At 72.9% G+C, this 26,398-nt stretch carries 28 protein-coding genes; 11 read left to right on the forward strand and 17 right to left on the reverse strand.

Translation table 11 applies throughout. The features are described 5' to 3' along the window. Positions 1-183 precede the first annotated feature (183 nt). Both groES and groL read left to right on the forward strand, forming a co-directional pair. On the forward strand, positions 184-495 hold the full coding sequence (gene groES, locus ACFQPS_RS16455; protein WP_012567756.1) for a co-chaperone GroES: 312 nt from the start codon (positions 184-186) through the stop codon (positions 493-495). A 57-nt stretch (positions 496-552) separates the two neighbouring features. Continuing rightward, on the forward strand, positions 553-2,193 hold the full coding sequence (gene groL, locus ACFQPS_RS16460; RefSeq protein ID WP_377360307.1) for a chaperonin GroEL: 1,641 nt from the start codon (positions 553-555) through the stop codon (positions 2,191-2,193). A 94-nt stretch (positions 2,194-2,287) separates the two neighbouring features. Here groL and ACFQPS_RS16465 read toward each other — a convergent pair whose 3' ends face one another. From ACFQPS_RS16465 to greB, 3 genes are all read right to left on the reverse strand, one after another. After that, complete coding sequence (locus ACFQPS_RS16465; protein WP_377360308.1) at positions 2,288-2,746, reverse strand: hypothetical protein; 459 nt, start codon at positions 2,744-2,746, stop codon at positions 2,288-2,290. A gap of 103 nt (positions 2,747-2,849) precedes the next feature. Then, the gene (locus tag ACFQPS_RS16470; protein ID WP_377360309.1) at positions 2,850-3,053 is read right to left on the reverse strand and encodes a hypothetical protein; all 204 of its coding nucleotides are present in this window, start codon (positions 3,051-3,053) and stop codon (positions 2,850-2,852) included. Positions 3,054-3,536: 483 nt separating this feature from the next. Next, the gene (gene greB, locus ACFQPS_RS16475; RefSeq protein ID WP_012567760.1) at positions 3,537-4,079 is read right to left on the reverse strand and encodes a transcription elongation factor GreB; all 543 of its coding nucleotides are present in this window, start codon (positions 4,077-4,079) and stop codon (positions 3,537-3,539) included. A 253-nt stretch (positions 4,080-4,332) separates the two neighbouring features. Between greB and ACFQPS_RS16480 the strand changes: the two genes are divergently transcribed. The 5 genes from ACFQPS_RS16480 (at position 4,333) to ACFQPS_RS16500 (ending at position 12,340) form a co-directional block, all read left to right on the forward strand. Further along, entirely contained in the window at positions 4,333-4,725 is a 393-nt protein-coding gene (locus ACFQPS_RS16480) for a hypothetical protein (RefSeq protein ID WP_377360310.1), read from the forward strand. 128 nt (positions 4,726-4,853) lie between these two features. Further along, a complete protein-coding gene (locus tag ACFQPS_RS16485; RefSeq protein ID WP_377360311.1) occupies positions 4,854-5,318 on the forward strand; it encodes a hypothetical protein in 465 nt (154 codons plus the stop codon). 85 nt (positions 5,319-5,403) lie between these two features. After that, entirely contained in the window at positions 5,404-8,406 is a 3,003-nt protein-coding gene (gene addB / locus ACFQPS_RS16490; RefSeq protein ID WP_377360312.1) for a double-strand break repair protein AddB, read from the forward strand. Between the two features lie 53 nt (positions 8,407-8,459). Continuing rightward, positions 8,460-11,966 carry a double-strand break repair helicase AddA gene (gene addA / locus ACFQPS_RS16495; RefSeq protein WP_377360339.1) on the forward strand — a complete coding sequence of 1,169 codons (3,507 nt, stop codon included), beginning with the start codon at positions 8,460-8,462 and terminating at the stop codon, positions 11,964-11,966. 80 nt (positions 11,967-12,046) lie between these two features. Next, positions 12,047-12,340, forward strand: a complete 294-nt coding sequence (locus tag ACFQPS_RS16500) for a hypothetical protein (RefSeq protein ID WP_377360313.1) — start codon at positions 12,047-12,049, stop codon at positions 12,338-12,340. A gap of 64 nt (positions 12,341-12,404) precedes the next feature. On the opposite strand, the gene ACFQPS_RS16505 is transcribed toward ACFQPS_RS16500, so the two are convergent. The 3 genes from ACFQPS_RS16505 to ACFQPS_RS16515 form a co-directional block, all read right to left on the reverse strand. Next, positions 12,405-13,265: a lysophospholipid acyltransferase family protein gene (locus ACFQPS_RS16505; RefSeq protein ID WP_377360314.1), complete on the reverse strand. Its 861-nt coding sequence runs from the start codon at positions 13,263-13,265 to the stop codon at positions 12,405-12,407. A 20-nt stretch (positions 13,266-13,285) separates the two neighbouring features. Continuing rightward, on the reverse strand, positions 13,286-14,113 hold the full coding sequence (locus tag ACFQPS_RS16510; RefSeq protein ID WP_377360315.1) for a GNAT family N-acetyltransferase: 828 nt from the start codon (positions 14,111-14,113) through the stop codon (positions 13,286-13,288). A 536-nt stretch (positions 14,114-14,649) separates the two neighbouring features. Next, entirely contained in the window at positions 14,650-15,069 is a 420-nt protein-coding gene (locus tag ACFQPS_RS16515; RefSeq protein ID WP_377360316.1) for a Ros/MucR family transcriptional regulator, read from the reverse strand. 90 nt (positions 15,070-15,159) lie between these two features. Between ACFQPS_RS16515 and ACFQPS_RS16520 the strand changes: the two genes are divergently transcribed. Then, positions 15,160-15,414 carry a sulfurtransferase TusA family protein gene (locus ACFQPS_RS16520; RefSeq protein WP_377360317.1) on the forward strand — a complete coding sequence of 85 codons (255 nt, stop codon included), beginning with the start codon at positions 15,160-15,162 and terminating at the stop codon, positions 15,412-15,414. 29 nt (positions 15,415-15,443) lie between these two features. Here ACFQPS_RS16520 and ACFQPS_RS16525 read toward each other — a convergent pair whose 3' ends face one another. Both ACFQPS_RS16525 and tsaB read right to left on the reverse strand, forming a co-directional pair. Further along, entirely contained in the window at positions 15,444-15,926 is a 483-nt protein-coding gene (locus ACFQPS_RS16525; protein ID WP_377360318.1) for a GNAT family N-acetyltransferase, read from the reverse strand. After that, positions 15,923-16,642 carry a tRNA (adenosine(37)-N6)-threonylcarbamoyltransferase complex dimerization subunit type 1 TsaB gene (tsaB, locus tag ACFQPS_RS16530; protein ID WP_377360319.1) on the reverse strand — a complete coding sequence of 240 codons (720 nt, stop codon included), beginning with the start codon at positions 16,640-16,642 and terminating at the stop codon, positions 15,923-15,925. Before tsaB ends, ACFQPS_RS16525 begins: the two co-directional genes overlap by 4 nt. Positions 16,643-16,740: 98 nt before the next feature. On the opposite strand from tsaB, the gene ddpX reads away from it, so the two are divergent. Beyond that, positions 16,741-17,292 carry a D-alanyl-D-alanine dipeptidase gene (gene ddpX, locus ACFQPS_RS16535; RefSeq protein ID WP_377360320.1) on the forward strand — a complete coding sequence of 184 codons (552 nt, stop codon included), beginning with the start codon at positions 16,741-16,743 and terminating at the stop codon, positions 17,290-17,292. Between the two features lie 24 nt (positions 17,293-17,316). Here the strand turns inward: ddpX and ACFQPS_RS16540 are convergent, their stop codons facing one another. The 3 genes from ACFQPS_RS16540 to ACFQPS_RS16550 all read right to left on the reverse strand — a co-directional run bounded on the left by ACFQPS_RS16540 (position 17,317) and on the right by ACFQPS_RS16550 (position 20,164). Beyond that, the gene (locus tag ACFQPS_RS16540) at positions 17,317-17,940 is read right to left on the reverse strand and encodes a malonic semialdehyde reductase (RefSeq protein ID WP_377360321.1); all 624 of its coding nucleotides are present in this window, start codon (positions 17,938-17,940) and stop codon (positions 17,317-17,319) included. 180 nt (positions 17,941-18,120) lie between these two features. After that, positions 18,121-19,377 (reverse strand): glucosaminidase domain-containing protein, encoded by a 1,257-nt coding sequence (locus tag ACFQPS_RS16545; protein WP_377360322.1) that lies wholly within the window; start codon positions 19,375-19,377, stop codon positions 18,121-18,123. A gap of 226 nt (positions 19,378-19,603) precedes the next feature. Beyond that, positions 19,604-20,164, reverse strand: coding sequence for a NifU family protein (locus ACFQPS_RS16550; protein WP_377360323.1), 561 nt, complete (start codon positions 20,162-20,164; stop codon positions 19,604-19,606). 283 nt (positions 20,165-20,447) lie between these two features. Here ACFQPS_RS16550 and ACFQPS_RS16555 point away from each other — a divergent pair, with 283 nt between their 5' ends. Further along, positions 20,448-21,626, forward strand: a complete 1,179-nt coding sequence (locus tag ACFQPS_RS16555; RefSeq protein WP_377360324.1) for an adenylate/guanylate cyclase domain-containing protein — start codon at positions 20,448-20,450, stop codon at positions 21,624-21,626. 62 nt (positions 21,627-21,688) lie between these two features. Here the strand turns inward: ACFQPS_RS16555 and ACFQPS_RS16560 are convergent, their stop codons facing one another. The 4 genes from ACFQPS_RS16560 to ACFQPS_RS16575 form a co-directional block, all read right to left on the reverse strand. Next, positions 21,689-22,174 carry a universal stress protein gene (locus tag ACFQPS_RS16560; protein WP_377360325.1) on the reverse strand — a complete coding sequence of 162 codons (486 nt, stop codon included), beginning with the start codon at positions 22,172-22,174 and terminating at the stop codon, positions 21,689-21,691. 20 nt (positions 22,175-22,194) lie between these two features. Beyond that, positions 22,195-23,016 (reverse strand): TIGR02186 family protein, encoded by an 822-nt coding sequence (locus tag ACFQPS_RS16565; RefSeq protein WP_377360326.1) that lies wholly within the window; start codon positions 23,014-23,016, stop codon positions 22,195-22,197. Between the two features lie 15 nt (positions 23,017-23,031). Further along, a complete protein-coding gene (locus tag ACFQPS_RS16570; protein WP_377360327.1) occupies positions 23,032-23,952 on the reverse strand; it encodes a sulfite exporter TauE/SafE family protein in 921 nt (306 codons plus the stop codon). Positions 23,953-24,051: 99 nt separating this feature from the next. Continuing rightward, on the reverse strand, positions 24,052-24,681 hold the full coding sequence (locus ACFQPS_RS16575) for a pyroglutamyl-peptidase I (protein WP_377360328.1): 630 nt from the start codon (positions 24,679-24,681) through the stop codon (positions 24,052-24,054). 258 nt (positions 24,682-24,939) lie between these two features. On the opposite strand from ACFQPS_RS16575, the gene ACFQPS_RS16580 reads away from it, so the two are divergent. After that, the gene (locus ACFQPS_RS16580) at positions 24,940-25,140 is read left to right on the forward strand and encodes a hypothetical protein (RefSeq protein ID WP_377360329.1); all 201 of its coding nucleotides are present in this window, start codon (positions 24,940-24,942) and stop codon (positions 25,138-25,140) included. Between the two features lie 27 nt (positions 25,141-25,167). Here ACFQPS_RS16580 and ACFQPS_RS16585 read toward each other — a convergent pair whose 3' ends face one another. After that, positions 25,168-25,425: a hypothetical protein gene (locus ACFQPS_RS16585; RefSeq protein ID WP_377360330.1), complete on the reverse strand. Its 258-nt coding sequence runs from the start codon at positions 25,423-25,425 to the stop codon at positions 25,168-25,170. Between the two features lie 32 nt (positions 25,426-25,457). Continuing rightward, positions 25,458-26,384, reverse strand: coding sequence for a hypothetical protein (locus ACFQPS_RS16590; protein WP_377360331.1), 927 nt, complete (start codon positions 26,382-26,384; stop codon positions 25,458-25,460). Between the last annotated feature and the right edge of the window lie 14 nt (positions 26,385-26,398).

Genomic DNA, 26,398 nt, shown 5'->3' on the forward strand with positions numbered 1-26,398 from the left:
AACGCGCAGGATGGTCCGACGACTATGCACGCGCCATCCTCGGGCAAATGCGATAGCCGTGGGACCTTCCTTCGCCCCCCTTGACAGGGGAAGGGGGACTGATTACCTCGCTGGCACTCACCGCGGGTGAGTGCTAACAACAGGCTCATCCCGAGTCCTTTGCCTTCTGAAAGGGAGAGACACATGAGGTTCCGTCCGCTGCACGACCGCGTCGTGGTGAAGCGCGTCGAGTCCGAGCAGAAGACCGCTGGCGGCATCATCATCCCGGACACCGCGAAGGAGAAGCCGCAGGAAGGCGAGATCATCGCCGTCGGCTCCGGCGCCCGCGACGAGTCCGGCAAGCTGATCGCGCTGGACGTCAAGGTCGGCGACCGCGTCCTGTTCGGCAAGTGGTCCGGCACCGAGGTGAAGATCGACGGTGTCGAGTACCTGATCATGAAGGAAAGCGACATCATGGGCGTGCTGGAGGCTTCCTCCGCCGCCAAGGCCGCCTGAGCGGCCGCGCTTCCCCCGGGCAACGCTCACCAGACCTAGATTCAAGGGACGAAAACCATGGCTGCCAAGGAAGTGAAGTTCGGCTCCGACGCGCGCGCCAAGATGCTGCGCGGCGTGGACATCCTGGCCGATGCGGTGAAGGTCACGCTCGGCCCCAAGGGCCGCAACGTCGTGATCGAGAAGAGCTTCGGCGCGCCGCGCATCACCAAGGACGGCGTGACCGTCGCCAAGGAGATCGAGCTTTCCGACAAGTTCGAGAACATGGGCGCGCAGATGGTGAAGGAGGTCGCCCAGAAGACGGCGGACCTCGCCGGTGACGGCACCACCACCGCGACCGTGCTCGCCCAGGCCATCGTCCGCGAGGGTGCCAAGGCCATCGCCGCCGGCATGAACCCGATGGACGTGAAGCGCGGCGTTGACGTTGCCGTGCAGACCGTCGTGGACGACATCAAGTCCCGCTCGCGCAAGGTCACGACCAACGACGAGATCGCCCAGGTCGGCACCATCTCCGCCAACGGCGAGGCCGAGATCGGCAAGATGATCGCCGAGGCCATGCAGAAGGTCGGCAACGAGGGCGTCATCACGGTCGAGGAGGCCAAGGCGCTGGAGACCGAGCTGGACGTCGTCGAGGGCATGCAGTTCGACCGCGGCTATCTCTCCCCGTACTTCGTCACCAACGCCGACAAGATGGTGGCGGAGCTGGAGAGCCCGTACATCCTCCTGTTCGAGAAGAAGCTCTCCGGCTTGCAGGCCATGCTCCCGGTCCTCGAGGCCGTGGTGCAGTCCTCCCGTCCGCTGCTGATCGTGGCCGAGGACGTCGAGGGCGAGGCGCTGGCCACGCTGGTGGTCAACAAGCTGCGCGGCGGCCTCAAGGTCGCGGCCGTGAAGGCGCCGGGCTTCGGTGACCGCCGCAAGGCGATGCTGGAGGACATGGCCATCCTGACCGGCGGCCAGGTCGTCTCCGAAGACCTCGGCATCAAGCTGGAGAACGTCTCCCTGGAGATGCTCGGCCAGGCCAAGAAGGTCGTCATCACCAAGGACAACACCACGATCGTCGACGGCGCCGGCTCCAAGGAGGACATCCAGGCCCGCATCGTCCAGATCAAGGCGCAGATCGAGGAGACCACCTCCGACTACGACCGCGAGAAGCTCCAGGAGCGTCTGGCCAAGCTCGCCGGCGGCGTCGCGGTGATCCGCGTCGGCGGTGCGACCGAGGTCGAGGTGAAGGAGCGCAAGGACCGCGTTGACGACGCGATGCACGCCACCCGCGCGGCGGTGGAAGAGGGCATCGTGGCCGGCGGCGGCGTCGCCCTGCTCTACGCCACCAAGGCGCTGGACAAGCTGACCGCGGTCAACGAGGACCAGAAGTTCGGCATCGACATCGTCCGCAAGGCCCTTCAGGCCCCGGTCCGTCAGATCGCCCAGAACGCCGGCTTCGACGGCTCGGTGATCGTCGGCAAGCTGCTGGAGAAGGGTGAGACCAACTTCGGCTTCAACGCCCAGGCGGGCGAGTACGGCGACATGTTCAAGTTCGGCGTCATCGACCCGACGAAGGTCGTGCGCGCCGCGCTCCAGGACGCCGCGTCGGTCGCCGGCCTGCTGATCACGACCGAGGCCATGATCGGCGAGAAGCCGGAGAAGAAGGCCCCCGTCGGCGCCCCCGGCGGCATGGGCGGCATGGGCGACATGGACTTCTAAGGTCCCGTCCCCGGCCGACCGGCCAGAGACGGAAAACCCCCGGCGGAGCGATCCGCCGGGGGTTTTCTTTTGTCCGACGCTGGTGGGCCTGCCGTCAGATCTTTCTGGTCAGCGCCCCCAGGGCGGCGGACACGGCTTTTCCGACCGCCTGAAGGGCGCCGTCCACCCGGGCCGATGCCGCGGCACCGGCCCGCGCCGCCGCCCCCACGGCACCGACCCCCGGCGCCGCCGGAGGGGCAGTGGCGGAAGGGGCTGCGGCGGGAGGAGATGCAGTCGCGGGGCTGCCGGTCTTGCCTGTCCGGCGGGGAGCGGTCGCCGTCGCGGAAGGCCCGGAGGGCGGCGGTCCGGCAGCGAGTGCCAGGAGCCGCGCCTCGTTGCGCTGCGCCAGCTGCTGCACGGCCGCATCGTTGCGCGCCGCCAGCGCCGCCGCACCCGTCGGGTCGGTGGCCCCCGGCGTCGGCGTGCCCGGCGTCGTGCTCCCCGGTGTCGCGCTCCCCGGTGTCGGGGCGTCCGGCCGGTCCTGCGGGGCCTCTGCTGCGGCGTTGTCCGTCATCGGGTCATACTACCGGAACGGGAACGGATGCCAAGGCCGCCGACTGAAGACACCGGCAAAGAGAGCGAAAAATCCAGAGAGAGCGGTGCGGCCGGGTGGCCTCTCACTCCGGCTGCATGGCGCGGAGGGACTGGCGGGCGAGGTCCTTGAGGGCGGCGCGCAGGCGGGCGATCTCGGCGGCGGCGGTCTCGTAGTCCTCCACCAGATTGCCGACCAGCGAGGCCGGGTCCGACGCCTGGTCGGGGAAGCGGTCGCGCGCCTTCGCGGCCCGGCGGCGGAGGCGCTCGACGATGTCTTCTTCCTGCATGGCGGCTGACCTGCGAAGGAACCCGGCGACGGGGGACGGGACCGCGGCGTCCGGGGCGCATTCACCGGGTGCCGCAGCGGCGGAACCGCCGCAATACACGACCGGCCGGCCCAAGGAAAGCGCGCGCTCGGTCAGGGCGTGATCCCACTCCCCCCGCCACCCTGCCTGGATCGGGCGTCCGGTCCGTGCGGCCGGGGAACACGGATGAACACGGATATCCACGGATGACACGGATCAGGGCCAACCCTCGCCCGTGGATGGTCACCCGTTCTCAGATGGCCGGGCTCCCCGGCCGCCCTGCCGGGATCGGGCGTCCGGGCCGAGTGGCAGGGGAACATGGATGACACGGATTCCGGCTGCACCGGCCACGGACAAGAACCGGTTCCCATCCGTGGCCATCCGTGGATATCCGTGTTCATCCGTGTCTCAAGTTGCCCGGCCCCCGGGACACGGGCGCCGGGAGGCGGCCGTCGGGAAGCGGGATCAGGACGCGGCGTCAGGGTAGGCGATGGCGACGACCTCGATCTCCTCCGGCCCCTGCGGGGTGCGCAGGGTGACGAGGTCGCCCTCGCGCGCCTTCAGCAGGGCGCGGGCGATGGGGGAGATCCAGCTCACCTTGCCCTGGTCCATGTCCGCCTCGTCGATGCCGACGATGGTGACGGTGCGCTCCGTCCCGTCCTCCCGGGCATAGGTGACGGTGGCGCCGAAGAAGACCTGGTCGCGCCGCGGCTGCCGGGAGGCGTCCACCACCTCGGCGTTCTCCAGCCGCTTGCTCAGGAAGCGGATGCGGCGGTCGATCTCGCGCAGCCGCTTCTTGCCGTAGATGTAGTCGCCGTTCTCCGAGCGGTCGCCGTTGCCGGCGGCCCAGGCCACCACCTCCACCACCTTCGGCCGCTCCACCCGCAGGAGCGAGCGCAGCTCCTCCTGCATCCGGCGGAAGCCCTCCGGCGTCATGTAGTTGCGGGTGCCGGCGGGTATCCGCGGGGCGTCGTCCTCGTCCTCGTCCTGGGTGCCTGCGGGGCGCATGGTCGTCGCGGGTCCGGTGCTGCGGTCTGGGGGCCGAGAGCTAACGCCGCCGGCCCGCCCTGGCAAGGGGAACGGCTCCCGCGCCGCGCCGGCCCGGAGCGACAGCCGGGCGGTATCCGCGGCGGCCCCCCCGGCGGCCGGCAGGGGGCCATTTTCCGCCGTCCGCGCCGGTCCCCCCCTTTCCGCGGGCGTCGGGATTTGCCATGGTCGCCCCGCCGCCGGCCGCCGGCCGGCGGGACCTTTCCGTTTCTGGATGGCGACCGAGATGCCGACCGACCTGCGCCCGTCCTCCACCGTCCCCGGCACCGCTGCCCGCGGCCCTGCCGTCCGCGGCCCCATGGTTCCGGTGCCGCGCTGGATGCTGCGCCTGACCCTGGGCCTGTGCCTGCTGTTCGCGCTGATGCTGTCCGGCCATGCCCTGGCCGGGCTGGGCGGCGCGCCCGCCTGGCTGACCCCGTTCTTGTGGCTGGGCGCCGCCGGCTTCAGCGTCTGGAGCTTCGTGCTGATCGCGCTGCATCTCGGGCAGGAGCGGACGCTCGCCCGCGGCACCCGGCTGCTGCTGACGGGCCTCGCCGCCCTGGTCATGGGCGTCACCGCCTCGCTGGCCGTCACGGCCCTGATGACGGGGCTGGGTGCGGGCGGCTGAGCCCGGCCGCCTCCCGCCGCCTCCCACCGCCTCCCGGTCCTGCCGCCCGGGTTTTACTGCGCTGCGGGAGCCGAATCCGACCTCCGGCGTTACCTGTCCGACCGACAGGCGACGACGGAGGGGGGCCGATGCGCAGACTGCCGGGCAGAGTGCCGCGCGGGCGGCTCTGCGCGCCGGGGCCTTGGCGGGTCCGGCCGCGGCGGCTCGCCCTGGCCGCGGCACTGCTGCTGGCCGCCGCGCCCGGCCCGGCCCGGACCGCGCAGCCGGCCCCCTCCGCGGCCCCGGACGGGACGCTGGGCCAGATCCCCGGCGACTATGAGGTGCATGGCGAGCTGATCCTCGTCTCCGGCCAGCTCGAAGGCTTCTTCGAGGCCTGCGGCTTCGGGCGCAAGCCCGACCGCGACGAGCTGATGCGCTGGTACGAGCATTACCGCCTCGCCCGCAGCATGGGGCGCATCCAGGGCATCTACGACCTGGGCGTCGCGCTGGGGCGCGAAGGCCCCTGCACGGCCGGGCACCACACCGCCCTGGTGCGGCAGTGGCAGACCCTGCTGACCCGCACGCTCGCCTATGTGGACGCCTACCGGCGCTGATACCCGGCCGCAGCGGCGTGTCCGGCCCGGCGCCGTCCGGGGCAAGGCGGATTCCTTCCGGCGGCGGAGCGTGTAGGATGGGGCGATGAGCCTCCGCCTGCATACCCTGCCGCCCGAGCTGCCCTTCGTGGACGCGCTCGCCGCCGGCATCCTGGACCGTGTCGGCGCCGATCCGCTGGCGCTGTCGCGGGTCACCGTGCTGCTGCCCACGGCCCGCGCCGTGCGCTCCCTGCGCGAGGCGTTCCTGCGCCTGTCGGACGGGCGTCCGGTGCTGCTGCCGCGGCTGTCGCCCCTGGGCGAGGTGGATGCGGACGAGGTGGCCCTGGCGCTGGAGGGGCTGGCCGGGGAGGGGCTCGCCGGGGGGGCGGGCGGCCTCTCCGTCCCGCCCTCCGTCTCCCCGCTCAGGCGGCAGCTCCTGCTGGCGCGGCTGATCCTGAAGGCCGAGGGGCTGGCCGCGACCCGGGCGCAGGCCGCCCGGCTGGCGGCCGAGCTGGCCCGGCTGCTGGACCAGGTGCAGGCCGAGCGGCTGTCCTTCGAGCGGCTGCAGACCCTGGTCCCGGCCGACTATGCCGGGCACTGGCAGGTCACCCTGACCTTCCTGGAGATCGTCACCCGCCTCTGGCCCGAGGTGCTGGCGGAGGAAGGCTGCGTCGATCCCGCGGTGGAGCGCGACGCCCGCCTGCTGGCCCTGGCCCGCGCCTGGGAGCTGCGGCCGCCGCCGGGGCCGGTGATCGCCGCGGGCGTCACCGGCAGCATCCCCGCCACGGCGGACCTGCTGGCCGTGGTGGCGCGGCTGCCGCAGGGGGCGGTGGTGCTGCCCGGCCTGGACCTGGGGATGGACGAGGCCACCTGGGCCGGGCTGGACGGGTCGCACCCGCAGGCCGGCCTGAAGAACCTGCTGGAGCGGCTGGGAGCGGAGCGCCGCGACGTCACCCCCTGGCCCTTGCCCGCCACGGGGCCGCTGGCGGTGGCGCCGCGCTCCCCCGCCGCCCGGGCGCGCCTGCTGGCCGAGGCCCTGCGCCCGGCCGAGACGACGGAAGCGTGGCGCGCCCTGCCCGCCCTGCCGCCCGACGCGCTGGCCGGCGTCAGCCGCATCGACGCCCCCACCCCGCAGGAGGAGGCGGGGGTGATCGCCCTGATGATGCGGCAGGCGCTGGAGACGCCGGGCCGCACGGCGGCGCTGGTGACGCCGGACCGCGCCCTCGCCCGCCGGGTAGCGATGGCCCTGCGCCGCTGGGGCGTGGAGGTGGACGACAGCGCCGGCCGCCCGCTGGCCCTGACCCCGGTCGGCAGCTATCTGCGCCTGCTGGCGGACTTCGCCGCGACGCCGACGCCGGTCGGGCTGCTGGCGCTGCTGAAGCACCCGCTGGCGGCCGGCGGGACGGAGCCGGCGGAGTTCCGCGCCCTGGCCCGCGCGCTGGAGCGTGCCGTGCTGCGCGGCCCGCGCCCGGCGGAGGGATTCGCCGGCCTGCGTCGGGCGCTGGAGGCGGCGGAGCCGCGCCGCTTCGACGGGCCGGAGGAGCGGTCGCGGCTGGCCGGGTTCCTGCTGGATCTGGAACGCCGCATCGGCGGGCTGTGCGCCGCCATGGCGGACGGCCCCCGGCCGCTCCCGGACTGGCTGGAGCTGCACGGGCAGGCGGCGGAGCTGCTGGCGGCGACGGCGCGGGAGCCCGGCGCCCTGCGCGTCTGGGCCGGCGACGACGGCGAGGCCGCCGCCCGCTTCCTGCGCGAGGCCGCGGACGCCGCGCGCGGCTTCCCCGAGCTGGGCGGGGCGGACTATGCCGCGCTGGTCGAGGTGCTGATGGCCGGCCGGGCCGTGCGCCCGCGCTACGGCCTGCATCCGCGCCTGCATATCCTCGGCCTGATGGAGGCCCGCCTGCAGCAGTTCGACCTGACCATCCTGGGCGGGCTGAACGAGGGCACCTGGCCCCCCGCACCGCCCGCCGACCCGTGGATGAGCCGGCCCATGCGGACCGCCTTCGGCCTGCCGGCACCGGAGCGCCGGATCGGCCAGACGGCGCACGACTTCGCCCAGGCCGCCGGTGCGGCCGAGCTGGTGCTGACCCGGTCGGAACGGGTGGACGGCACGCCCACCGTGCCGTCGCGCTGGCTGCTGCGGCTGGACACGGTGCTGGAGGCCGCCGGGCTGCCCCGCCTGCCGGGCCGCGACGCGGGCCACTGGCTGGCGCTCCAGGCGGCGCTGGACTGGCCGGAGCGGGTGCGCCCCTGCCCGCCGCCCGCCCCCACCCCGCCGGTCGCGGCGCGGCCGCGGCGGCTGTCCGTCACCCAGGTCGAGACCTGGATGCGCGATCCTTATGCCATCTATGCCCGGCACGTCCTGAACCTCCAGGCGCTGGAGCCGGTGGACGCCGACCCGGGCGCCGCCGAACGAGGGCAGTTCATCCACAAGGCGCTGGACGCCTTCGTGCGCGCCTATCCCCGCACCCTGCCGCCCGACGCGCTGGAGCAGCTCCTCGCCTTCGGGCGGGAGGCGTTCGGCCCATTGCTGGAGCAGCCCGCCATCCGCGCCTTCTGGTGGCCGCGCTTCGAGCGCATCGCCGGGTGGTTCCTGGCCCTGGAGGCGGAGCGGCGGGGGCAGGTCGCCGTGCTGGCGACGGAGGCCCGGGGAAAGCTGCGGCTGGACGGTCCCGCCGGACCCTTCACCCTGGTCTGCGTCGCCGACCGCATCGACCGGCTGCCCGACGGGTCGCTGGCGCTGGTGGACTACAAGACCGGCACGCCGCCCGCGGTCCGCGACATCGAGCTGGGCTTCGCGCCGCAGCTCCCGCTGGAGGCGCTGATCGCGCAGGAAGGCGGGTTCGAGGGGCTGGACGCGGCGCCGGTGGGCGAACTGGCCTTCTGGAAGCTGACCGGCGGCGAGCCGGCGGGGGAGGTGCGGCCGGTCAAGGGCGACCTCGCCGATCTGGTGGATCAGGCGCGCGCGGGGCTGTCCCGCCTGATCGCCCTGTTCGACGATCCCGCCACCCCCTACCGCAGCCAGCCGCGCCCCGGCTGGGCACCGCGCTTCAGCGACTACGGCCATCTGGCCCGCATCGCCGAATGGTCCGCCGGCGGCGGGGAGGAGTGAGTGCAGACACCGTGTCCGATCCTGTGCCCGCCTGACGGAGCCCGGCCAGCATGATGCCCGACATCGTCGCCGTTCCCCGCGACATCGACCCCACCGTGCTGCAACGTCGCGCCGCCGATCCGGAGGCCAGCGTCTGGGTCGGGGCGTCGGCCGGCACGGGCAAGACCAAGGTGCTGACCGACCGGGTGCTGCGGCTGATGCTGGCCGGCACCGATCCCGGCCGCATCCTCTGCCTGACCTTCACCAAGGCGGCGGCGGCGGAGATGGCGAACCGCATCGCCGGGCGCCTGTCCTCCTGGGCGGTGGCGGAGGATGACGTGCTGGTGGACCGGCTGGCCGAGCTTACCGGCGACCGGCCGTCGCGTGACCAGGTGGTGGTGGCGCGGCGGCTGTTCGCGCGCGTGCTGGACGCGCCGGGCGGCATGAAGATCCAGACCATCCACGCCTTCTGCCAGTCGCTGCTGCGCCGCTTCCCGCTGGAGGCCGGGCTGGCCCCGAACTTCGAGGTGATGGACGACCGCACCGCCGCCGAACTGCTGGAGCAGGCGAAGCAGGCGGTGCTGGCAGCCGCCCAGGCGGACGGGGACGGCCCGCTGGGCAGCGCCGTCGCCTTCCTGGCCGGGGCGGTGTCGGAGGATGCCTTCGCGGACCTGCTGGCCGAGCTGACGCGGGAGCGCGGCCGGGTCCGCCGCCTGCTGGACCGCCAGGGCGGGCTGGAGGCGACGATCGACGCGGTCCACCGCTTCCTGCGGGTGGAGCGCGGTGCCACCATGGACGGCGTCGTCGCCCGCGCCTGCCGCGACGGCAGTTTCGACGAGGCCGGACTGCGCGCCGCCTGCCGCGCCCTGGCCGGCAGCGGCGGCAAGCAGGACGCCGCGCGCGCCATCGCGCTCCAGGCCTGGCTGGACAACGCCGCCGGCCGCGCCGCCGGGTTCCCGGAGTACGGCCTGCTGTTCCTGACCCGCGAGGGGGAGGTGCGCAAGAGCCTGCTGGGGCGCAAGGCGGCGGACGCCGACCCGGCCGCCCTGGAGGCCTTGCAGCGGGAGGCGCAGCGCATCGTGGACGTGACGGCCGAGGTGAAGTGCGTCGGCGTGGCCCAGGCCACCGCGGCGCTGCTGACCCTGGCCGAAGCGATGCTGGAGACCTATGGCCGGCTGAAGCGGGCCCGCGCGCTGCTGGACTTCGACGACCTGATCCTCACCGCCTCGCGCCTGCTGGCCGGGGAGGGAGGCGCCTGCGCCTGGGTGCTGTTCAAGCTGGACGGCGGCCTGGACCACATCCTGGTGGACGAGGCGCAGGACACCAACCCCGAACAGTGGGACGTGGTGAAGGCCATCGCGGAGGAGTTCTTCGCCGGCCTGGGCGCCGCCGACGAGCGCCGGCGCACCCTGTTCGTCGTCGGCGACGACAAGCAGTCGATCTTCAGCTTCCAGCGTGCCGACCCGGCCGAGTTCGCCCGCATGCGCCGGCACTTCGCGGACCGGGTGGCGGCGGCGCAGGCCCGCTGGGAGCCGGTGAACCTCCAGACCTCCTTCCGCTCCGTCGGGGCCGTGCTGCGCTGCGTGGACGCGGTGTTCGGCCTGCCCCAGGCCCGCGACGGCGTGGCCGAGGACGGGACGGAGGTGTGCCACCGCCCCTTCCGCCGCGGCATGGCCGGCCGGGTGGAGCTGTGGCCCGTGCTGACGCCGGAGGAAGCGGGCGATCCCGCCCCCTGGACCCCGCCGACGGAGACGGAGCGGGTGGAGGCGCCGCTGGCCCGGCTGGCCACCCTGGTGGCGGACCAGATCGCCCACTGGCTGCGCAGCGGCGAACGGCTGGAGGCGCGCGACCGCCCCGTGCGCCCCGGCGACATCATGGTGCTGGTGCGCCGGCGCAACCGCTTCGTGCAGCATCTGGTGCGGGCGCTGAAGGACCGCGACGTGCCGGTGGCCGGCATCGACCGCATGGTGCTGACCGAACAGCTCGCCGTGCAGGACCTGATGGCGCTGGGCCGCTTCCTGCTGCTGCCCGAGGACGACCTGACCCTGGCCTGCGTGCTGAAGGGACCGCTGGTCGGGCTGACGGAGGAGGCGCTGTTCGATCTGGCCTGGGACCGGCCTGGGCATCTCTGGCCGGCGCTGGCGCGGGCGGCGGCGGCCGATCCCGACGGCGGCCCCTTCCTGCGCGCCGTCGACTGGCTGCGCGGGCTGCTGGCGGAGACGGATTTCCGCGCGCCCTTCGAACTGTTCGCCGGGGTGCTGTCGCGCCCCTGCCCGGCCGACCCGGTGTCCGGCCGCCGCGCCATCCTGGCCCGGCTGGGGGCCGAGGCGGTGGACCCGGTGGACGAGTTCGTCGCCGCCGCCCTGTCCTTCGAGCGCGAGCACGTCCCTTCGCTGGAGGCGTTCCTGCACTGGCTGGAGGCGGGCCGGGCGGAGATCAAGCGCGAGCTGGATGCCGGCGGCGGCCCGGCCGGCGGCCGCGTGCGGATCATGACGGTCCACGGCTCCAAGGGCTTGCAGGCGCCCGTCGTGATCCTGCCCGACACGATGAGCGTGCCCGACCAGTCGCCCCGCATCCTCTGGCCCGACGGCACCGACGGGCGCGAGGTGCCGCTGTTCGCGCCGCGCCGGGCGCTGGAGGACCCCGCCTGCCAGACCGCCCGCCGCGCCGCCGACCATCGCCGCGACCAGGAATACCGCCGCCTGCTGTATGTCGCCCTGACCCGGGCGGAGGACCGGCTGATCGTCTGCGGCTGGGAGGGCGGGCGCCGTACCGGCGGCGAGGGCTGCTGGTACAGGCTGGTGGAACAGGCCCTGACCGCGGTGGCGGAGGAACAGGACTACGACTTCACCCTGGTCTCCCCCGCCGGCTGGCAGGGGCCGGGGCTGCTGCTGCGCGAGGCGCAGAGCGCGCCCCCGAAGACGGACTCCCTGGAGGCCGGGGAGGAGCCGGCCGGCGTGATCCTGCCGGAATGGGCGCGCGCCGTGGCCCCGGCCGAGCCCGCCCCGTCGCGCCCCCTGACGCCGTCGCGCCCCGAGGGGGTGGAGCCGCCGGTGCGCTCCCCCCTGGGGGCGGAGGACGGCCTGCGTTTCAAGCGCGGCAGCCTGGTCCACACCCTGCTCCAGGTGCTGCCCGACCTGCCGCCCGACGCGCGCGGCCCGGCCGCCGCGGCGTGGCTGGCCCGGCCGCTGCACGGCCTCACCCCGGAGCAGCAGACGGAGATCGCGGCCGAGACCCTGCGGGTGCTGGAGGACCCGGACTTCGCCCCCCTGTTCGGTCCCGGCAGCCGGGCCGAGGTGCCCATCGTCGGGCTGGTCGGCGGCCGGGCCCTGTCCGGCCAGATCGACCGGCTGCTGGTGACGGACACGGCGGTCTGGATCGTGGACTTCAAGACCAACCGGCCGCCGCCGACGGTGGAGGCCGACGTGCCGCCCGTCTATCTGGCGCAGATGGCCGCCTACCGCGAGGCGCTGCGCCGGATCTATCCGGGCCTGCCGGTGCGCTGCCTGCTGCTCTGGACGGACGGTCCCTTCACCATGGAACTGTCGCCCGCCGCGCTGGACCGCTTCGCACCGGGGTAAGCGGCCGCGGCCCGGGCGGCACCGGCGGGCGCGACTCCGTTGCGCTTGACTCCCACGGCGGAACGACGATCTCATCAGGCATGATCGTTCCGCCGTCCCTCACGTCGGCGCCGCAGGTTCTGCCGACACCGGCCACGCCGCAGCACACCCCGACGCTGGCGAGCGCCATCCTGTCGGCGCAGGGCAATGCCCGCCCGGTGGAGACGCAGACGGCGCGGGCCGCCGCGGCGCCCGCCCGGATCGACCGCTCACGGGAGGCGCGCGACGCCACCTCCTCCGGCCATACCGTGGATAGCGAGGCGCAGGCCGTGCGCGCCCGCACGCCGCCCGGCCGCGATCCCGCCCGCGGCAACCGCCTCGACCTCTCCGTCTGAAGAAATTCCGGCCTGAAAAATCTCGGCCTGAAAAGTTTCCGGCTTGAAGAATTTCTGCCGGTGCTCAGCCCGGCTGCGGCACCGGCAGCTCGATCAGGGGCGCCCCTGGTCCGGGCACGGGGGGCAGCCGGCCGGCGACGGCACGGTCCACCCCGCCGGCCACGGCGCGCCAGCAATGGTCGGCCAGGGCCTTGCGGCTGGACACCTGTTCCACCGTCAGGGCCGGATGGAACTCCACCACCACGCGGAGACGGCCGGCGCGGGCGAACTGCCAGAGATGCGGCGGCAGATCCATGTCGCCGTACCAGGCGTAGAGCGGCCGCAGCACATGGCCCAGCGGGATGTCGTCCAGGTGCGTGGCGGTGACGGAGACGGGCTGCACTGTCAGCGCCGCCTCGCCGCCGCCGGGCTGCGGCACGCGGGTGGCGGCCACGCTGAACAGGGCCGTCTTGAAGGGCAGGGTGCGGTTGCCGTCGCTGCTGGTGCCCTCGGGGAACAGCACCAGATTGTCGCCGGCGCGCAGCCGCCCGGCCATGCTGTCGCGCTGTTCGTGCGCCTTGTGGCGGGCCTGCCGCTCGACGAAGACGGTCTCCTGCAACCTTGCCAGCAGCCCGAAGACCGGCCAGGTCCCAACCTCCCGCTTGGCGACGAAGGACGTCTCCAGCAGCGACCCCAGCACCGGGATGTCCAGATAGGAGGCGTGGTTGGAGACGAACAGCGTCGGCCGCACCGCCGACGGCGTCCCCAGCACCTGCACCTCGATCCCCAGCAGGCGCAGGCAGACGCCGTGGTAGAAACGCGGGAACCACCGCCGTCCGGGCAGCCCGAAACGCAGGATCGCCGCCTGCACCGGGATGGACAGGGCGGTCCAGCCCCCATAGCCGAGAAGGCGGAACAGCCCGCGGAAGGAGGAACCGATCGCCAAGCCGCTGCTCCGCCCCGGGGTCAGATCAGCGCGGTGCCGCGCCGTTCGTAATGGCGCAGATACTTGTCCGTGATCAGGTCCGTCTTCACGACGATGGAGACGTCGGTCGTGTGGAACTGGTGGTCCACCACGGCCCCCTCGCCGACGAAGCCGCCCAGCCGGAGATAGCCCTTGATCAGCGGCGGCAGCTCGTTCAGGGCCTGCCGCGGGTTGATCGCCTGCTCGTCAAGCATCCGCATGTCGACATAACGGTGCGGCAGGGCCACCGGGCGCAGGGCCGGCGGGGCGAGGTGGTGGTAGTACAGATAGGACAGCGGCGCCGCCAGCGTCCGCGGGTCGGTGCCCGGCAGGCTGGCGCAGCCGAACATCAGGCGGATGTCGTACATCACCGCATAGGCGGCGATGCCGCGCCAGAGGAGCTGCATCGACGGCCGGTTGCGGAAGGCGATGTCGACGCAGGAGCGGCCCAGCTCCAGCACCTCGCCCGGATATTCCTCAATGCGGGAGATGTCGTACTCGTCCGACGAGTAGAAGGTCCCGACCCGCGCCGCCGCCGTGCGCCGGATCAGCCGGTAGGTCCCGACCACGCCGGCCGCCCCGCTGCCGCGGCTGTTGTCGATCACCAGCAGATGATCGCAGAGATCGTCGAAATGGTCGAAGTCCCGCTTCAGGGCGGCCATCTCGGCCGTCGGGCAGGCGCCCATCTCCTCGTAGAAGACCCGGTAACGGAGAGCCTGGGCCGCCTGCACCTCGGCGGTCGTTTCGGCAAGCCGGACCTCCAGGCTGCCCGAGCGCAGGTCACCGGAGGTCAGCGCAGACGTGAGCGCGTCGGTCGTGATGTCAGCCATGCTCTGGTTCGCGATCCTTGGGGCCGGTCCCGGGCCTGTCACCGGGCCCCTTCCTGGGGGCGGGGTGGCGGGAGCCGGGCGGCCATGGCGCCGTATCGGCCCAATGGCATACCACATTGCGCCAGACGCCGGTCAACCAACTCCTGCGGGGAAGCCCGTCACGTAACGAAAGTTTCACGGGTATGCTTTAGTCCCTCCCGGCCCTCTTTCCCGCGCCGTTCCTGGGCCTGCCCGCCCCGCGCGGAGCGGTTCTGCCGCCGCCCGTCCGGCCCCCCGGGGTCCCCGACCGGCCCGGAGCCCCCGAACGCCGACCGGCCCGGGGGCCCCGAACGCCGACGGGGCCGGCGATGCCGACCCCGTCCGCGCAATCCTGTAATGTCCTGTCCGACGACGTCCCGTCGTCGATGCCGGCCCGGCGCGTCCTGTCACCCCGGGGCGTTCTGTCACGTCGTGTCCCGCTGTCACGCGTGTCCCGCCGTTCTGGCGGGAACCCGGCCGGCCGCAGTGGCGCAAGTGGGCGGCGTCAGTGGGCCGCGTCAGTCGGCGGCGCCGCGGCGGGCGCGGGTGCCCAGACCGATCTGCTTGGCCAGACGCGAGCGCTGCTTGGCGTAGTTCGGCGCCACCATGGGGTAGTCGGCCGGCAGGCCCCAGCGGTCGCGGTATTCCTCCGGCGACATGTTGTAGGCGGTCTTCAGATGCCGCTTCAGCATCTTCAGCTTCTTCCCGTCCTCAAGGCAGACGATGTAGTCGGGCGTGACCGACTTCTTGATCGCAACGGCCGGCTGCGGCTTCTCCGCCTGCGGGACCGGTTCCTGCCCGACGGTGGACAGGGTGCGGTAGACCTGCTCGATCAGCGAGGGCAGGTCCGAAATGGCGACTGTATTGTTCGATACATGGGCCGCCACAATCTCCGTCGTGAGAGACAACAGCTCGTTGGAGGGCGAGGCACTGGTCATCTATCTTTGCTCCGTTCAAGGAACTATGGAGGGTATAAGTCTTATCGGAACGGAGTGCAATATCGATTTATTGCGGAACAAGAGGAAACCGTGAGCGGATCAAACACAGCAGATTACTTCATCGACATCACCGCCCTGGTCTGCCCGATGACCTTCGTCCGGACGAAATTGGCCGTGGAACGCTTGTCTCCGGGACAGACGCTGGAGGTCAGGCTGAGCCCCGGCGAACCGCTGGTGAACGTACCGCGTGCGCTGACGGAACAGGGACACGCCGTGCTGGCGGTGGCGCCGGAACGCGCGGATGCGCCCGACGGGCCGCACCGGCTGCTGGTGCGGGCGGGCTGATCCGGTAGCCGTTGCCGCGGCCGGGCGCGTCAGGGCAGCGCCCGGCGCAGCACCAGCGCGTCCACGGGGCCTGCGGCCGTGTGGTAGTAGCCGCGGCGGCGGCCCACCGTCTCGAAGCCGGAACGGGCATAGAGCCGCTGCGCCGGGGCGTTGCCGGCGGCGACCTCCAGGAACATCGCCTGCGCGCCTGAGTCGCAGGCTGCCGCGGCCGCCGTGCGCAGCAGCGCCAGCCCGATGCCGCGGCCGCGTGCCGCGGGGATCGTACCGATGGTCAGAATCTCCGCCTCGTCGGCGGCGGTGCGCAGCAGCACCAGCCCGGCCGGTTCCTCCCCCGCCAGGGCCAGGAACGCCGCCGTGCCGGGCAGCATCAGAAGCTGGGCGAAGGCGGCCTCGTCCCAGGCCGGGCCGGACAGGTCGGGATCGGCGAAGGCCAGGGCATGCAGCGCCGCCAGCACGGGCGCATGGGCAAGGCCGGCCGGAACGGTCCGCGGCCCGTCCGGGTCGGGCCTCATCCGCGACTGCCCGGGGGAACGGCCGGGACATGGACCCCCGAGGGCAGGGTCACGTCGGGCGGGCGCAGGTAGAACGGTTCGGCCGGCCGGGTCGCCAGGGCGTCGGCGTCCAGCCCGGCGGTCAGCCGCGCCACGGCCGCGGCTTCCGCCGCTCCGGTGAAGCGATGCACGGTCAGGTCCGCCGGCCATGGCCCCAGGGCGGCGGCCGTGCGCTCCGCCGCGTCGCCGGCCAGCAGCAGCGGCCCCGGCGGCAGCGTCGCCGCGGCCCAGCCCGGCAGGTCGGCCGGCAGCACGTCCGCCGGGTCCGCCAGCGGCGCGAGATCGGGACCGAAGGGCTGGAGATAGAGGTCGTCACGGCGGGACTCGATGCAGCAGAGCACCGTCGCCCCGGCCCGGCCGGCCGGATCGGTGGCGTGCAGCGCCGCCTCGAACGAGCTGAAGCCGGCCAGCGGCCGGCCGGTCGCCAGCGCCAGCCCGCGCGCCGCCGCCAGCCCGATACGCAGGCCGGTGAAGGTGCCCGGCCCGGTCACGATGCCGATGCGGTCCAGATCGGCATAGCCGACCCCGGCCTCCGCCAGGACGTCGCCGACCAGCGGCAGCAGCCATTCCGCCTGACCCCGCTGCAAGGCCATGGCGCGCACCGCCAGCACCGCACCGTCGCGCCAGAGGGCGGCGGCACAGGCGCTGGTCGCCGTATCGAGGCCGAGGACAAGCATGCTCTTCCGTTCTCGTCGCGCAGGCCCGGGAGATCGCCTCCCGGGACGGTGCCGGGCGTGGTAGAGGGAGGTTCCCTTCCCCTTCCGGGCCGCCGCCGATGCCCTTCGTCACGATCGCCCCGCCCGCCGTCGGGCTGGACCTGGATCTCCGCTATGCCACGCCGGACAACCTGACGGGAAGCCCGATCTATGCGCGGCCGCTCTGCCTGCTGCACCCGGACGCGGCGGCGGCGCTGGCCCGTGCCGTGGCGCTGGCGGCGGCACAGGGGCTGCGGCTGCGGGTGTTCGACGCCTACCGCCCGCCGGCGGCGCAGTGGCGGCTGTGGCGGGCCTTCCCGGACCCGGACTTCATCGCCGACCCCCGGACCGGATCGAACCACAGCCGCGGCGTGGCGGTGGACCTGACCCTGGCGGCGGCGGACGGCACCCCGCTGCCCATGGGCGGCGACTTCGACGCGATGGGGCCGCTGGCCGCGCACGGCTGCACCGCCGTGCCGGTGGAAGCCCAGCGCAACCGCTGCCTGCTGCTGGGTCTGATGGCCTCGGCCGGCTGGCAGCCCTATGACCGCGAATGGTGGCACTACCAGCTTCCCGGCGCCGCCGCCTACCCGCTGGTGGAGGACGGGGCGATGGGGCCGCCGCTGATGTGACCGTCCGGCGGGCGGCCGGGGCCTCTACAGCACCCGGCAGACCTCCTCGAAGGGCAGGCGCGGGCCGCGGGGGTGGAGGCCGGCCGGATCGCCATAGCCCAGGGTGCACAGGAAGTTCGCCTTGACCCGGCCGTCCGGCCAGAACTCCGCCTCCGCCAGGGCACGGTCGAAGCCGGACATCGGGCCGCAGTCCAGCCCGACGGAGCGGGCCGCCAGGATGAAGTAGCCGCCCTGGAGCGAGCTGTTGCGGAAAGCCGTCTCGAAGATCGCCGTGCCGTCCCCCTCGAACCAGGAGCGGGCGCCCGGATTGTGCGGGAACAGCCGGTCCAGATTCTCATAGAAGCGGGTGTCGTACCCCAGCAGGGCGGCCACCGGGGCGGCCATGGTCTTCTTCAGGTTCCCGGCGGACAGGGCCGGGGCAAGCCGCTGCTTCGCCGCCTCGGTGCGCAGGAACAGAATGCGCAGGGGCGAACTGTTGACGGCGGTCGGTCCCCACTTCATCAGGTCGTAGAGCTGCCGCAGCGTCTCCTCCGACACGGGGCGGTCCTGCCAGGCGTTGTGCGTGCGGGCATGGCGGAACAGCAGGTCCTGCCCCGGTTCGTCGAGGCGTCTCCCGCCGGGGGCGGCGGGGTGTGCGGGCTGGCTCACGGGGACGTTTCCTTGCGGCAGGGGGACGGTCGGCCGGAGGACGGCCGGGGGACAGGAGGGGCCGATGCGGCGCACGGCCGCGGGTCCTGACCGCTTATGTAACCGGGACAGGCTGCCCGGCAAGGGCCGGGCCGTCCTCGGACCCTGGAGGTCCCCCGGAACGTCGTCCCCCACGGACGTCTATTCGCCCGCCGCGGGAACCCCCGCCGCTCCCGGCTCTGCCACCCCCACCGGAATGGCCGGCGGCTTGCGCGGCGGCGCGGCCGGCAGGGCGACGGTCTCCACGGTCGGCATCGGTCCGGCGGCGGTTCCGGCGACGGCGTTGCGGACCGTCGCCTCGGGCGCCGCGTCGGCCTCTTCGGCCCCGGATGCCGTCCAGGCGCCGTTCAGCACGGCATTATCGAAATCCCGCAGCCGGCTGGAGCGCATCACCGCCCGGATGGCCCGGACATAGTCGGCGCCGCGCTCGGAATACCGCTCCAGCGCCGCGGCCAGGGTGTATCCGTCCAGCGCGCGTCCCTGCCGGCGCAGCGAGGCGCGCTGGGTGCGGAAGGGCAGATAGGCCGCATGGGTGTTCAGGTTGTGGATATAGGCGTCCACGCTGGCCTGGAGATCGCCGAAGCTGCGGAAGCGGTGGCTCTCTCCGGCGCGCCGGTTGCGCGGCACGATGCCCTCGTGCTCCTCCGACCAGGTGAGCTGGCCGAACAGCGCGTTGCCCTGCTGCGCGAAGCGCGAGGTGCCCCAGCCGCTCTCCTCCGCCGCCTGGGCCAGCGCCAGCGACGGGGGCACGATGTCCACCCGGCGCAGCAGCGCGCGGGTATCCACGCCGCCGTCGGTCTCCAGCCCGTACTGCGCGGCGATCTGCTCCAGCCAGACGCGGTCCTGCGGCGCCGGCTCGTGCCCGGCCTCGCGCTGGGCATGCAGCTTCCGGAGGCGCGCGCGGTCGCGCTCGATGCGCTCGTTGGCGATCAGCACCAGCGGCAGCATCGTCTTCACGAACACCGCCTTGCGCTCGCTGCTGTCGGCGATCTCCGTCAGGGCGGGCGGCAGGTCGTTCAGCACCAGCCGCGGCACCGGCAGTTCACCGCTGCGCACCGCGTCGATCCGGTAGTCGTTGGCGTGGAACAGGTCCAGCAGCATGCGGGCATCCAGCCGCACCCGCTCTGCGCTTCCGTCCGTTCCGGCATCGCTTCCGTCCGCCCCGGCGCCGGCCAGGGCGGTCTTTCCGTCTGGGGCGTCCGTGCCGCCGGGATAGGCGGGCAGGGTGATGCGGACGCCGGTCGGCACCTCGTGCGTCCGGACATCGCCCGGCTGGGCGCCGGCGCGGTTTCCGAAGGTCCCGAGGGACATGGGGCCCAGCGCCATGGCGGCGAGGGCGAGGAGACAGACGATCTCCCGAAGGGGCCCCCTGGGCCCCGGCTTGACGTGTGCTGTCATGGGCAGCCGCTCCGTACCGTTTCCTAGCTGGTGGACCGGGGCGGGGCTTCTGCCCGCGCTGCACCGTGTCCGGCCGGAACAAGTCCGGTATTCCGCCTCCCGGGACCCCGGGGCTCCGCCGGGTCCGAAGACATGCCGGAGAGAAGCCCAAGGGATCCCGGAGGATCAATGAGGCAGATTAGCCTCTGGCCACCAATTTCGTCGATTTTCAGGCAGCGGTACCACCTTAGCGGACCTGGCGTACCTCGACAACCTCTGGAATGTAGTGCCTCAGGAGGTTCTCGATCCCCGCCTTCAGCGTGGCGGTGGAGCTGGGGCAGCCGGCGCAGGCGCCCTTCATGTGCAGATAGACCACGCCCTTGTCGAAGCCGTGGAAGGTGATGTCGCCGCCGTCCTGGGCGACGGCCGGGCGGACGCGGATGTCCAGCAGCTCCTTGATCTGGGCCACGACCTCCTCGTCCTCCGCGTTGGCGGCCTCGGCGTGGCCGTCATCCGCGGTCCCTTCCAGCAGCACCGGCCGGCCGGCCGTGAAATGCTCCATGATGACACCCAGGACAGACGGCTTCAGCGCGTACCAGTCCTTGTCCTCGGTCTTCGTCACCGTCACGAAGTCGGCGCCCAGGAAGACCCGGGTCACGCCCTCGACCTCGAACAGGCGGGCGGCGAGCGGCGAGGGGCCGGCCGTCTCCGGGGAGGCGAAGTCCGCCGTGCCGCGGCCGAGCACGTCGCGGCCGGGCAGGAACTTCAAGGTGGCGGGGTTCGGCGTCTCTTCGGTCTGGATGAACATGGCGGTAGAAGGCCCTTTCTGGCGCCCGGGCCGGTCGTCGCGGCCGGCGGTGGCGGTCGTCGGGGAAAGTGGGCAGTATCGTCGCGGCGATCAAGCATCAGAACGCAGGCGGTGCCATGCCGGCCCGGTTCCGGGCCGGCGGGCGCCTCGGAGGCCCAGGGGAGCGGCCAGGGTGGCGGAGGAGACGAACGGAGGCAGCGGACCCGCGCCGGGAGCGGCGGGGAACGGCCCGGCAGCGCTGGCACCGGCAGCACTGGCGCCGGCTGCACTGGCGCCGGCGGCCGTGCCCACGGTCGCGTGGCTGCTGACGGAGGGCCAGCGCCAGCCCACAATCCCCGCCCTGCTGGAGGCGTTCGCGGCCCATCTCTGCGGCCGCGGCGTGCCGCTGGAGCGGGCGACCCTGCATGTCCGCCTGCTGCATCCGCAGATCCGCGGGATGACCTATCTCTGGCGGACCGACCGGCCGGGGGTGGAGGCGCTGCAACGGGCGCACGGCATCGAGTCGACGCCCGAATTCATCGGCAGCCCCGTCTTCTCCATCATGGAGGAAGGGGCGGAGGGCGTGCGCTATCCCCTGGCCACCCTGCCGCCGCCCTATCCGTTCCCGATCCTGGACGAGCTGCGGGCCGACGGCATGACCGACTATGCCGCCATGCCCATGGTCTTCTCCAACGGCCGGCGGCACGCGGCGACCTTCGCCAGCCGGGCCGCCGGAGGCTTCGGCACCGAGGCCCTGACCCTGCTCTATGACAGCCTGCCGGCCCTGACCGCCCTGGTGGAGGCGCGGGTGCTGCGGCTGCTGGCGACGAACCTGCTGAACACCTATGTCGGGCAGGAGGCGGGCAGCCGCATCCTGAACGGGGACATCCGCCGCGGCAGCGGCCTGACCATGCAGGCGGTGCTCTGGTACTGCGACCTGCGCGGCTTCACCACGCTGTCCGACCGGCTGGCGCTGGACCGGATCATCGCCCTGCTGAACGGCTATTTCGAGATCATGGGCGGCGCCGTGCAGGAGCGCGGCGGCGAGATCGTGAAGTTCATCGGCGACGCCATGCTGGCCGTCTTCGCCATACCCGCCGGCAGCGGACCGGAGCAGGTGGCCGCCGCCTGCGCCATCGCCCTGGCCGCCGCCCGCGACGCCCAGGCGGGGATGGAGCGGCTGAACGCCCAGCGCGCCGCCTGGGGCCAGCCGCGGCTGGGGGCGGGCATCGCGCTGCACCATGGCGACGTGATGTTCGGCAACATCGGGGCGCCGGACCGGCTGGACTTCACGGTGATCGGGCCGGCGGTGAACCTGGTCACCCGGCTGGAGGGGCTGACCCGCGGGCTGGGGCGCGGCCTTGTCACCTCGGCCGACTTCGCCCGCGCCTGCCCCGATGCCGGACTCGCCAGCCTGGGGCTGCACCCCGTCCGCGGGCTCGACCGGCCGGTCGAGCTGTTCGGGCTGGACCCCGCCCCCTGACGCAGTTCCCCTTCACCGGGCGGTGCCGGGGCTCAGGTCAGCCGGGGCTCAGGTCAGCCGGGTCAGGTCAGGATATCGAGCTGCGCCTCGTTCAGGCCCCCCGGCACGACGGTGACGGGGATGCGCAGCGAGCCGGACATCTGCCCGACCATGTAGTTGATCAGCGGCCCCGGCCCGGCGCGGCCGGTGCCGGCGGCCAGCACCAGGATGGAGATGGAGCGGTCGTTCTCCACGATCCGCATCAGCTCCTCGCTGCGCTTGCCCTCGACCAGATGGATGCAGGGCAGGGTCCCGGAGATGTCCAGCACGGTCTTCGCCAGCCGTTGCAGGAGCTGCTCCGCCTGTTCGCGCTGTTCGTGCTTCATCAGCGCCTCGACGGCGCTCCACTGCTGGAACTCGCCGGGCTCCATGACATGGAGCAGGGCCACCCGGCCGCCGGAATTGCGGGCGCGGCGGGCGGCGTAGTTGAGGGCGACCGACATCTCCTCCGTCTCGTCCACGACGACAAGGAAGGTGCGGTGATGCCCCTCGGGTCTGGTGTCGGTCATGCCGGACTCCCCCGGGACTCTCAGGACTTGCGGAAGACGACCCCGGCCAGCCATCCCGCCGCCACGGCCAGGGTGAGCCCGGTGAGGGCGTACAGCACCGACTGGCGCACGGCGAACTCGTAGATGCTGGCGGAGAAGCCGATCTTGGAAACGGACAGCGGTGTGGTCTGGGCACTGACCACGTCGCCGTCGCGGATCAGGAAGACGCCGACGGTGTAGATACCCGTCGGCACGTTGGCCGGGAAGTAGATGGAGGTGCGGAACAGGCGCTGACCCAGGAACGACACCTCCCCGGCCCCGGTGCCGTAGAGGCCGGCGCGCTGCTTGGACCGGATCAGGGCGGCGCGGAACTCCGCCACCTTGGCGGCGGGCGCCTCCTCCACCGGCAGCAGGCGCACATGGTCCAGCCCGATCTCGTGGCGTTGCAGCACGGCGGGCGGGACCTGCTCCAGGCTGTTGCTCACGGCGTACCCGTAGAAGGCCGGCACCCGGCCGAACTCCAGGCTTTCCGTGTTGATCCAGAGGCCGGCGACGCGGTCCTTGCGGCGCACCGTGACCTCCCCCTCCGGCCCCTGCACCACCACGGCCACGTCCCCGGGACCGTCCACGGCGCCGAACAGCACCACCTCGGTCCCGGTGAAGCCGGTCGTGATGGCGATCAGGTGGCTGGACAGGTCGGCCACGAGCTGCTGCGCCCAGCCCTCGCGGGAGACGGCGGCGGCCCCGGCCCAGAGGCAGACCAGGGCCAGCAGGCCCGTGGCCAGCGCCGCAGCCAGCCGGGACCGGCGGACCGGCTGCGGGCTGCCCTGCGGCGGGGAACGGGTGGCGGTCGGGTGGGACATCGGCGGCAGACCCGTTCAGACCGGCAGCGGCAGGGAGACGCTGTACAGGTCGTCCGGCCGCACGACCAGATCGACCGCCAGCTTGACCGCCACCGCCAGCACCATCAGCGCCAGCAGCGCGCGCGCCTGCTCGCCGCGCAGCTTGGTGCCGGCGCGGCTGCCGAACTGGGCGCCGATCACACCGCCCACCAGAAGCAGCAGAGCCAGAAGAATATCCACCGTATGATTGAAGGTGGCCTGGGCGAAGGCGGCGATGCCGGTGGTGAAGATGATCTGGAACAGCGAGGTGCCGGCCACCATGGCGGTGGGCATCCCCAGCAGGTAGATCATCGCCGGCACCAGCATGAAGCCGCCGCCGATCCCCATGATCGCCACCAGAACCCCGCCGACGAAGCCGATGCCGCCGGGCAGCAGCACCGAGACATAGAGCCGGGAGCGGGGAAAGCGGACCTTGAAGGGCAGCCCGTGCAGCCAGGTGTGGTGATGCATCTTCGCCTTGGCCACGGCGGCGTCGCGCCCGCGCAGGAGCGCCCGCACGCTTTCCCACAGCATCAGCGAACTGATGACGCCCAGGAAGAACACGTAGGACAGGCCGATCGCCAGATCGATGTGGCCCAGCGTCTGCAACAGGCCGAACAGCCAGACCCCCAGCACCGTGCCGGCGGCCCCGCCGGCCAGCATCACCAGCCCCAGCTTCACGTCCACATTGTTGCGCCGCCAGTGCCCCAGCACGCCGGAGACGCTGGCGCCGACAAGCTGGTTCGCCTGCGTCCCCACGGCCACGGCCGGCGGGATGCCGATGAAGATCAGCAGCGGCGTCATCAGGAAGCCGCCGCCCACCCCGAACAGCCCGGACAGGAAGCCGACGATCCCCCCCAGCCCGAGCAGCAGGAGGGCGTTGACCGACAGTTCGGCGATCGGGAGGTAGACCTGCATGGGCGGGCGCGGTTCGCCGCGGGAAGGGACCGGAAGTGTAACGTCCCCGGAGCACCCCGCCCAGGGGAAATACAGGGCGGACAGGGCCTCGGCCTGCGCTCAGGTCCCGGCGGTGCGGCTTTCCTGCACCACCACCTCCAGCATCAGCCGGGCGGCCTCCACCAGCCGCAGCAGCGTGATGCCGGTGCGGCCCGGCCGGTCGGCCACCTGCTCCTCCAGCGGCGGGACATGGACGAAGCCGGCGGGCACCGCCAGCCCCCGCCCCGCGATCAGGTGGCGGGCGCGGAAGAACAGGTGGTTGCAGAGATAGCCGCCGGCGTCGCGGCTGGTCCGCGCGGGGAAGCCGGCCTCCGTCAGCCGGTCCGCCAGCGTGTCCAGCGGCAGGGTGGACCAGTAGCCGACGGGGCCGTCCTCGGCGATCGGCCGGCCGCGGCGGATCTGCCCCAGATTGTCGGGGTGGGTGGTGTCGTCCAGGTTAAGGGCGACCCGCTCCAGCCGGATCGACTCCTCCTCGAAGGCCAGCCCGAACAGCAGCACGGCGTCTGGCCGCACCCGGTCGAAGGCGGCGGCGAAGGCCCCGCCCGCCCCGTCGTAGCTGACGGGAAGCTGCACGCCGCTGACCCGGGCGCCGGCCACGACGGTGCCGTCCAGCGCCTCCGCCAGCAGCGCCGACGGGTTGACCGGATGGCCCAGGAAGGGCTCGAAGCCCGTGATCAGGATGCGGTCCATGCGTCCACTAAAGCCCGCCCCGCCGGCCCTGTCAAACGCCGGCCCTGTCGAACGCCCCCGGCGAATCTCCGCCTCTCGGACGCCGCCCCCTGTCAGGCGACCGGACAGGGGCGGGCCGTGGTCGCGCGGAACCTGTCAGGCGGACCTGACAGGGGAGACCGGGCCGTTCCGCCACGCCCTTGTTCTGCAAGGACGATCCGGACTGGCAAGGGGTTTGCTGACGGTCCTTCCCGGGCGAACCGTCCGGGAGGAAAGGCCATGGGCCGCAGCGACAGCCGCATCGTGGAGATCCGCGCGCAGCGCCTGCTGGCGGGGTGGGGCCGGCAGGCCGCGCCGGCCATGGCGCGGCGCTATCTGGCGGAGGCCGAACGCAGCGGCAATCCGGCCGCCGTACTGCTGGCCGAAGCGGTGCTGCGCGCGGTCGCGGAACGGCTGGCGCGGCCCCCGCAGCGGGTCTGAGCCGGGCGGGTCTGAGCCGGGACCGGGTCAGCCGGCGGCGAACCCCTCGCCCACGATCACCCAGGTTCCCTTCGTTTCCGCCGTGGGCGGGAACACGGTCACGCTCTGCCAGCCCAGATCGCGGAACTGCTGCGCCTGGGCCTGGACCTGCGCCTCCGGCGCCGTGCCGTCCACGACCCAGACCTTCTTCAGCGCCAGCACGACCGCCGCCTGGGCCTGCTGCTGTTCCGGTTCCGGCGCCTGCTCCGGCACCTGCTCCGGCTCCCCCATGGGTCCGTCCACCATCGTCCCCTCCCTCATGGCAGCCGCAGGGCCTGCTACGGACCGGCGACCCCGTCCACCACGCCCTGGAGCCGGGCCAGCGTGCCGGTGCTGTCGAACGCCTCCCCCACCAGCAGCAGCAGGATGGTCCGCGCGCCCGCCTCCGTCGCGGGATCGGCGCCGGCGCGGACAGCCTGCTCGACGGTGGACTGGAAGACCGGTTCCTTCGCCGCCACCCCGGCGGCGGCGATGGCCTGCGGCCCGCCCAGCGCCAGAATGCGCCGGCGCAACACCTCGCGGGACTCGATCTGGTCGGGGGCGATGTCGGCGGCCTGCAACCGGGTGGTGGCGAGCTGCTGGATGCGCGCCTCCGCCACCTGGAACTGGTTGCCCGCCTTCTGCCCGATCTGTTGCAGGGCGCCGTTGAAGCTGCCGGCGAACTCGTAGCTCTCCAGATCGACCAGCGCCTCGACCAGGGAGTAGTTCGGCGTCTGCATCTTCGCCAGGATGCCGGCCAGCACCTCCCGCCGGCTGGCGATCATCTGGCTGACCAGGGTCGGCGCCGTCTGGTCGTAGAAGGCGTTCTTGTCCACCGCGCCCTTGGCGCCGGTGACGGCGGCGGCCAGCCCGCTCAGGATGTCCTTCGCCGTCTCCCCGCCGGACAGGACGGAGCCGGTGTTCAGACCGATCACCGCCAGATCGGCGCCGATCGCCAGGGTCTTGGTATCCACCCCCAGGTCGGTGAGGAAGACCTTGAAGCGGGAGTCGATGAGGGCGATGCGGGCGTGGATCACCTGGTCGCGGTAATCGGTCTGGTCCGTGCCGCTCTTGCCCTGGTAGGTGGCCACCACCGCCGGATCGAGATAGGGCCGCAGGCTCTGTTCAAGCTGCTCGGGCGTCAGCAGCGGCTGCGGGGCTCCGACCAGGACCGGGCTGTGGCTACAGCCGGCCAGCGGCAGGGCCGCCAGCGGCGCCAGCAGCAACCACCGGCGTGGCG

Source organism: Rhodocista pekingensis, assembly GCF_042665545.1.
In the GTDB taxonomy this organism is placed as follows: Bacteria; Pseudomonadota; Alphaproteobacteria; order Azospirillales; family Azospirillaceae; genus Rhodocista; species Rhodocista pekingensis.